Consider the following 6,000-nt stretch of genomic DNA (forward strand, 5'->3'; position numbering starts at 1 on the left):
AAACTTGCTTGACGCCCCCCTGAAAAACCCGTTTAATGCGCCCCGTTGCCCAGATAGCTCAGTCGGTAGAGCAGGGGATTGAAAATCCCCGTGTCGGCGGTTCGATTCCGTCTCTGGGCACCACTATTAAGTTTCAGGTGGTGCCAATACCATCCGAAACACAAAAAACCCGCCTGGTGCGGGTTTTTTATTGCCTGCGATTCGAGCCACTTCGTCATGCCGTACGCTAGTAGCGTTATGATATGATTCAAAATATGCCAAGGCAGGCGAATCACAGGATATGGATGCATCCTTCTCCGTTACCCGCCAGCCCTGCCATTCAACACCCGAGCAGGCTACCGCGACGGAAATCACCCCCTCTCGCCGCCCCGCTCAAACACTTGCATTCGTTTGACACCCAATCTTGAAGAACCTCGACATCAGTCGGTATGGAAGCGTTATGCCAACAAGGAGCCTGAGATGACCCGCCCATTCGCCCGCCTGAAGGTTGCGCTGGTGTTTACCGCATCACTTCTTTGCCTCGGTAACGCCCAGGCTGCGAACGAAGAGCTTGCCCAGGAAGTAAAGGAGAGCATTCAGGAGCAATGGGACAAGGACACCTCACCCGGTGAGAACAAGGTGAAAGAAGTCACCCTGATCAAAAAGGGCACGAACAAATACCGCGGACTTCTCGAGGTTGCCGGCCCGGACGGCGACGAAACCTTGAGCGTGGACGTCATGGTCGACGAGGACAATCTGATCTGGGAAATCGTCGACTGACATCCCTCTTATTGCAACATCCCTGGCATTACGCCGCCCAGCGCAGTGCTTATCCCCTAGGGCACATGGAGAAGTAAATGGCATACACATCGATCATTTTCAAAAACCCGAACACGGGCGCGATGAAGGAAGCTCCTGTCGGGTTTTCCTGGACGACGTTCTTTTTCGGCTGCTTCCCGGCGCTGTTCCGTGGCGACCTGAAATACGGCCTGATCCAGTTCGTGATCGCCATGATCACCATGGGCCTGAGCAACATCGTCTTTGCCTTCCTGTACAACTCCTTCTACATCAAGGACCTGATCGGCCAGGGCTTCAAGGCTCAGTCGATTGCCAGCGGCGACCTCAACTTCGCCTCGGCAAAGGTCGGCATACAGATTCCGGTACTGGAAGCTGCCTGACTCAAGGTCGCATCCACCACAAAAAGCCCGCTGCATGCGGGCTTTTTGCTGTCTGAGTCAAAGCGATCACGCCCACGGCTGCCCCCCATCACTTGAGCAAAAACACCTTCAGCGGATTGTCATTCAAACGCCCCTCGAACGCCGCAGGCAGATGCTCCAGCGATGTGCCTTGCAGCAGCGCAGCCCCTTTGTGCGCCACAATCACCCAACACGGTCGAGGCAGCGCATTCAAACGCTCGACCTCATTGCGTCCGACAAACAGCGGCTGCTCGTCATGATCCAGATTCATCATGTAACGCACCGCCCAGGTATCCCGACCCAAATCGACAAACACCAGGGGACCTGGTTGCGTCGCTCGCAGCGCTTCCACGCGCCCTACAAACTGCCGCGTATCGAATTGCAAGTCCTTGGCCGGCTCCACCACCGCAACCAACAGCAACCATTGCGCCGCCAGCGCGATCAGGCTGAGCCACACCAATCGCGCTGCCCGGCGCCAAGCAATGAGCGCGCCCGCCTGGAGCACAATCAACGCGCCCAGCAATAGTGGCAACGACACATCCGGCCAATAGCCGTGCTTCTGCCAACGGTGCTGGCAAATAAATACAACCAGCACACACAACGCAGGCAGCGCCAAGACAAGCCCTGTGTAGGCCCGGCGCGCCCCCACCAGCCACCCCTGCGCCTGAAGCAGCCCATAGGCTGCGACAGCGGCAAACATCGGCACCATGGGCAAGATGTAGTAGGCACGCTTGAAGTGCGGCACCGACAACCCGAGCAAAATCATCAGGCCACAAGCGCCGAGCCGCACCACCAACTGGGTGTCGGCGTCATCCAGCCTTTGCGGCCAGCGCTGACGTAACGCCACCAGCGTCGCCAACGCCAAAGGCACCACAGGGAAGTAGCGATACAGGCTGAGCTTGAAGTAGAAATAGAACGGCTCGCCAATCTCATCCAGGCGCCCGCTTACCTGCATCCTGAACACCTCATCGGCAAAGGCCTCGCCACCACTGATCCGCGCCAGCTTCATCAACAACCACCAGCCGGCAGCCAACAGCAGCAGGCCGGCAGTGCCGTGAATCAGCACCTGTTTGACTCGCTCACCCGGGCGCGACAACGCCCAGTACACGCACACCACGCCGCACACCTCGACCAAGCCCAGCGGCCCACGAATCGCAAAACCCAGCAGGAACAGCGGGAACACCGCGAACTGCCGCCACCGCGACTGCAACCGTTCGCCGCTGTGCAGCAGGTAGAACGCTCCCACACACAGCAGCGCCACCATTTGATCGAGGCAGACCGAACGAGACTTCTCAAGCAGTTGAGTGGTGAGCAAGGTCAGCAACACCGTGAGCAGTGCCCACTGGCGGCCGGACGCGACCAGCAGACGATAGATCACGGCAACCACCCCAGCCGACGCCAATGCTGTCGGCAGCACATTGGCCAGATGGTTGGGGGCGCCAAACAGGCGGGCAAAGACAAAACTGAAGAAGGTCGCGGTGCCCGGGTAGTCCGCGTACGGCTGGCCGTAGGTGGTAGGGAAAAGACTCGCACCATGACGAAACATTTCTTGCAGGAACAACGCCCAGCGCCCGTCAAACCCCTGGGGCTGCTGATCCCAGATGCCCAAAGTGAACAACAGCAAAGCCATCAGGAAAATGCCCAGGGACTCCAGGCGAAAACGGTTGCGGTGATCCATCGGTTGACCTGTCAGGTAGAGGGCGCCGCCTTATGGTGCCGACTGCACTGCTGAATAGCGCCTGAACAGACCTGAACATTCCCGCGCTTAGCGACCTGCGGGCCATACCCACGCCGGAACCAGGCGAATGTAGATCAACTCGCCAACCAGCTCGATAAGGGTTTGCAGGATCACCGCCGCCGCCGCCAGCCCACGCACATCCTCGGGCAAGGCCAGCGCCAGGGGCAGCACCACCAGTGAGTTACGGGTCGACGCGCTGAACGTCACCGCCCGTGCCGTCGCCGCCGGCAACGCAAACACGCGCGCGGCCAGAGCCCCCAGCAGCGGCACCAGCACCAGGAAACCCAGGTAGACCGGGATCGCCGGCAACAACCACTCGATATCACGCACCACCGAGGTGATCTGCGACGCGATCACTACAAACAACACCCATGCCATGGCTGGCACCGGCAACCAGGCCCAGGCATTGCTCCAGGCCCGGATCAGTTTCAATCGGGGCGTCAGCGACGCAGTGAGCACCGCCACCACCATCGGCAGCACAATCAACAGCAGGAACGCCTCGATAAAAGGCCCTGGCGCCACCACCACCGACTGCGTGCCCAGCATCAGCCCCAGGTACACCGGCAGCAGCACCAATTGCAGCAACAACAGCACCGGCGTCGCCGCCAGCATCGCCCGCGCGTCGCCCTTGCCGATATGGGTAAACACCACCACGTAGTCGATGCACGGCGTCAGCAATACCAGCAACACCCCCACCAGCAGTGCCGGGCGCTCAACGAGCCCCAGGGTCAGCCCCCACACCAGCAAGGGCACCAGAATGAAATTGGCCAGCAACAATGCCGACAGAAAGCGCCTGTTGCCCAAGCCCTGGCGCAAGTCCAGAAAGGGAATTTGCAGGAACATCGCGTACATCAGCACGGCGATGGCAGGGGTTATCCAGGCATGGAGGCCGCGCGCCAATGAAGGCGCAAGCAGACCGAAGGCAGCGGCAAGGGCCACGACGATGAAGTAGAGCGGGATCTGGTTGTGTTCGAGGGTGTCGCGGGTCATAAGCCGGCTCTATCGGATCGCTAAAGCGCAAGGTTATGCATGTGGAGGTTGACGGTCGAGCGATATAACCAGCGAGTTATCAGGGGTACTCCTGCCGAGCATGCAGCACGGTCAGTATTTCAATCCAATCCGTAATTCGATACACCACCAGATAGTCAGGGTGCACGACAATCTCTCGAGTACCCGCCACTCAACCCGCATCTTGCGTTTTTCGCTTGGATTCAATCAAAACGCGCATCTCAGCCATAACCTGCTCATGCGGAATGTTTGGTCGAGGGTCATCCATCGAAGCCTGTACCTTGGCGCGAAACCAGCGGTCATAGCTGGCAGCCTGCTCTTCTGTTTCAAACTCTGAAACGATGGGAGAAAGTGGGATGCTCATAGAGACCTCCTTGAAGGATGCCTGCCAGTCTAATCGGTCCATGGTGTGCTGTCGTTCCTCTCGGATATATGGCCTTTTTAAGAGAGACGAAGGTTAGTGAAGCTGTCGAAAGAGATACAAGTGCTGGCAAACTGCGCAACCGTTACCAAAAATAAAAACCCGGACAGGCTCAAAAACAATGAACCTGAATGACGCTTCATCGCAGGCACCTGCCGCCCCGCTCAAGCTCAGCCAGAGCGCGCCCTTCAAGGAGCCCGCCGCCGACGGCTACCTGCTTGGCGGTTTCACCTGGCGCCATATCCGCACCGATCTCAATCGCCCCGTGGTGATCATCAACGCCGCCACGTCCGTGCGCTGCCGTCATTACGCGCGCTTTGCCGATTACTTGTTCGCCAACGGTCTCGACGTGATCACCTTCGACTATCGCGGCATTGGCGAATCCCGCCACGGTTCGCTGCGCGGGCTCAAGGCCTCGTGGTCGGACTGGGGCGTGCTGGATTTCGAAGCCATGTTGCAGCGCGCGCAGCGGGAGTTTCCCGGCCAGCCGATCGATGTGGTAGGCCACAGCTTCGGTGGCTGTGCCGCGGGGCTCGGGGCGTCTGGCGCCGTGATTCGGCGACTGGTCACCGTGGGCGCGCAGTTTGCCTACTGGCGCGATTATGCGGCGAACGGACGCTGGCGGATGGTTTGCAAATGGCATGTGGTGATGCCCCTGCTGACCGCGCTGCTCGACTACTTCCCCGGCAAGCGCATGGGCTGGCTGGAAGACACACCGGCAGGCGTGGTGCGCGACTGGAGCACGCCAACGCCGCGCTACGAAACCCGCCCCAGCGCCAAGGCCCTCGGCACATTGCCCTTCCGCCATGTCAAAGCGCAGGTACTGGCGATCAGCATCACCGATGACCCCTTCGGCACCGTCGCGGCCATCGAACGCTTGCTCGGGTACTTCGTGCACAGCGAACGCACGCACCTGCGCATCGCGCCTGAAGACATCGGCGAAAACGACGTCGGGCATTTCGCCTTCTTCCGCAGCGCCTATCAGGATCGCTTGTGGCCGATTGCACTGGCGTGGCTTCAACACGGCGAGCTGGCACCGGACACACCCGGGCACCGCGTGACGGAACGCGCCTAGAACTCCTTGGGATTTCGCTCAACCTGCGCTTCAATACGCCACCCAGTTCCCGACCCCAAGGACGTGCGCCCATGGCCTCGCCGAACAAGCAACAAAAACGTGCCCACCGGGCAAAGGCCAAGGCCAAGCAAAACCGCACCCAACGTGCCGGCGCGGCCAAACCGGATGCCTTTGCCGGCGATGACAGCCGTATCGATCTGGAATCGGTGGATTTGACGGAGTTGTTCGTCGAGATGCGCACGGCCGGCGAGACCAGTCAGCAGGCGCTGTGCGCGGCATTCCTGGCCCACCCGCTGCTGGCGCTGGTGCTGGAGCAGGAAGGTGAGGAGGAAGCCACCGACTTTATCCTGGCCGCCCTGATCGAGTACCGCCAGTGGGCCACCGACACCGAGGACGAAGCCGCCGCCCTGGCATGGATCGAATCGCCCGAGTTCCAGGCGGATTACGTCGCGGCGTCCCAGGCGCTCGCCAACCCGGCAGACTGACGCAAAACAAAATGTGGGAGCGGCGGCGCGACGATTCGACTTGCTCGCGAATGCGGAGTGTCAGTCACCAGATGCGCTGACTGATCCACTGCATTCGC

The 6,000-nt window shown here is 60.2% G+C and carries 7 protein-coding genes, 1 tRNA gene and 1 pseudogene; 5 read left to right on the top strand and 4 right to left on the bottom strand.

Translation table 11 applies throughout. The annotated features are described in order from the left end of the window. Nucleotides 1–47 precede the first annotated feature (47 nt). The 3 genes from ACW9IN_RS24195 (at nucleotide 48) to ACW9IN_RS24205 (ending at nucleotide 1,157) form a co-directional block, all read left to right on the top strand. Nucleotides 48–123, top strand: a tRNA-Phe gene (locus tag ACW9IN_RS24195). A 336-nt stretch (nucleotides 124–459) separates the two neighbouring features. Continuing rightward, nucleotides 460–759, top strand: a complete 300-nt coding sequence (locus ACW9IN_RS24200) for a hypothetical protein (protein WP_457368186.1) — start codon at nucleotides 460–462, stop codon at nucleotides 757–759. 77 nt (nucleotides 760–836) lie between these two features. Continuing rightward, on the top strand, nucleotides 837–1,157 hold the full coding sequence (locus ACW9IN_RS24205; RefSeq protein ID WP_457368187.1) for a hypothetical protein: 321 nt from the start codon (nucleotides 837–839) through the stop codon (nucleotides 1,155–1,157). Between the two features lie 88 nt (nucleotides 1,158–1,245). Here the strand turns inward: ACW9IN_RS24205 and ACW9IN_RS24210 are convergent, their stop codons facing one another. The 4 genes and pseudogenes from ACW9IN_RS24210 to relB form a co-directional block, all read right to left on the bottom strand. After that, nucleotides 1,246–2,853, bottom strand: a complete 1,608-nt coding sequence (locus ACW9IN_RS24210) for an ArnT family glycosyltransferase (RefSeq protein ID WP_457368188.1) — start codon at nucleotides 2,851–2,853, stop codon at nucleotides 1,246–1,248. Nucleotides 2,854–2,940: 87 nt separating this feature from the next. Then, on the bottom strand, nucleotides 2,941–3,903 hold the full coding sequence (locus ACW9IN_RS24215) for an arsenic resistance protein (RefSeq protein WP_457368189.1): 963 nt from the start codon (nucleotides 3,901–3,903) through the stop codon (nucleotides 2,941–2,943). Nucleotides 3,904–3,982: 79 nt separating this feature from the next. Then, a pseudogene (locus tag ACW9IN_RS24220) lies at nucleotides 3,983–4,093 on the bottom strand (type II toxin-antitoxin system RelE/ParE family toxin); the annotation flags it as partial. Next, nucleotides 4,094–4,285 (bottom strand): type II toxin-antitoxin system RelB family antitoxin, encoded by a 192-nt coding sequence (relB, locus tag ACW9IN_RS24225; RefSeq protein WP_457368190.1) that lies wholly within the window; start codon nucleotides 4,283–4,285, stop codon nucleotides 4,094–4,096. It abuts the pseudogene before it with no gap. 178 nt (nucleotides 4,286–4,463) lie between these two features. On the opposite strand from relB, the gene ACW9IN_RS24230 reads away from it, so the two are divergent. Then, the gene (locus tag ACW9IN_RS24230) at nucleotides 4,464–5,417 is read left to right on the top strand and encodes an alpha/beta hydrolase family protein (RefSeq protein ID WP_457368191.1); all 954 of its coding nucleotides are present in this window, start codon (nucleotides 4,464–4,466) and stop codon (nucleotides 5,415–5,417) included. 71 nt (nucleotides 5,418–5,488) lie between these two features. After that, entirely contained in the window at nucleotides 5,489–5,902 is a 414-nt protein-coding gene (locus ACW9IN_RS24235; protein WP_457368192.1) for a hypothetical protein, read from the top strand. Nucleotides 5,903–6,000 lie beyond the last annotated feature (98 nt).

The organism is Pseudomonas sp. SDO5271_S396, assembly GCF_054071795.1.

Excerpts from the sequence above, each read along its gene's own strand:
- ACW9IN_RS24205 (WP_457368187.1), top strand. The coding sequence starts at position 837 with ATGGCATACACATCGATCATTTTCAAAAACCCGAACACGGGCGCGATG.
- ACW9IN_RS24215 (WP_457368189.1), bottom strand. The coding sequence starts at position 3,903 with ATGACCCGCGACACCCTCGAACACAACCAGATCCCGCTCTACTTCATC.
- ACW9IN_RS24230 (WP_457368191.1), top strand. The coding sequence starts at position 4,464 with ATGAACCTGAATGACGCTTCATCGCAGGCACCTGCCGCCCCGCTCAAG.
- ACW9IN_RS24200 (WP_457368186.1), top strand. The coding sequence starts at position 460 with ATGACCCGCCCATTCGCCCGCCTGAAGGTTGCGCTGGTGTTTACCGCA.
- relB (WP_457368190.1), bottom strand. The coding sequence starts at position 4,285 with ATGAGCATCCCACTTTCTCCCATCGTTTCAGAGTTTGAAACAGAAGAG.
- ACW9IN_RS24235 (WP_457368192.1), top strand. The coding sequence starts at position 5,489 with ATGGCCTCGCCGAACAAGCAACAAAAACGTGCCCACCGGGCAAAGGCC.
- ACW9IN_RS24210 (WP_457368188.1), bottom strand. The coding sequence starts at position 2,853 with ATGGATCACCGCAACCGTTTTCGCCTGGAGTCCCTGGGCATTTTCCTG.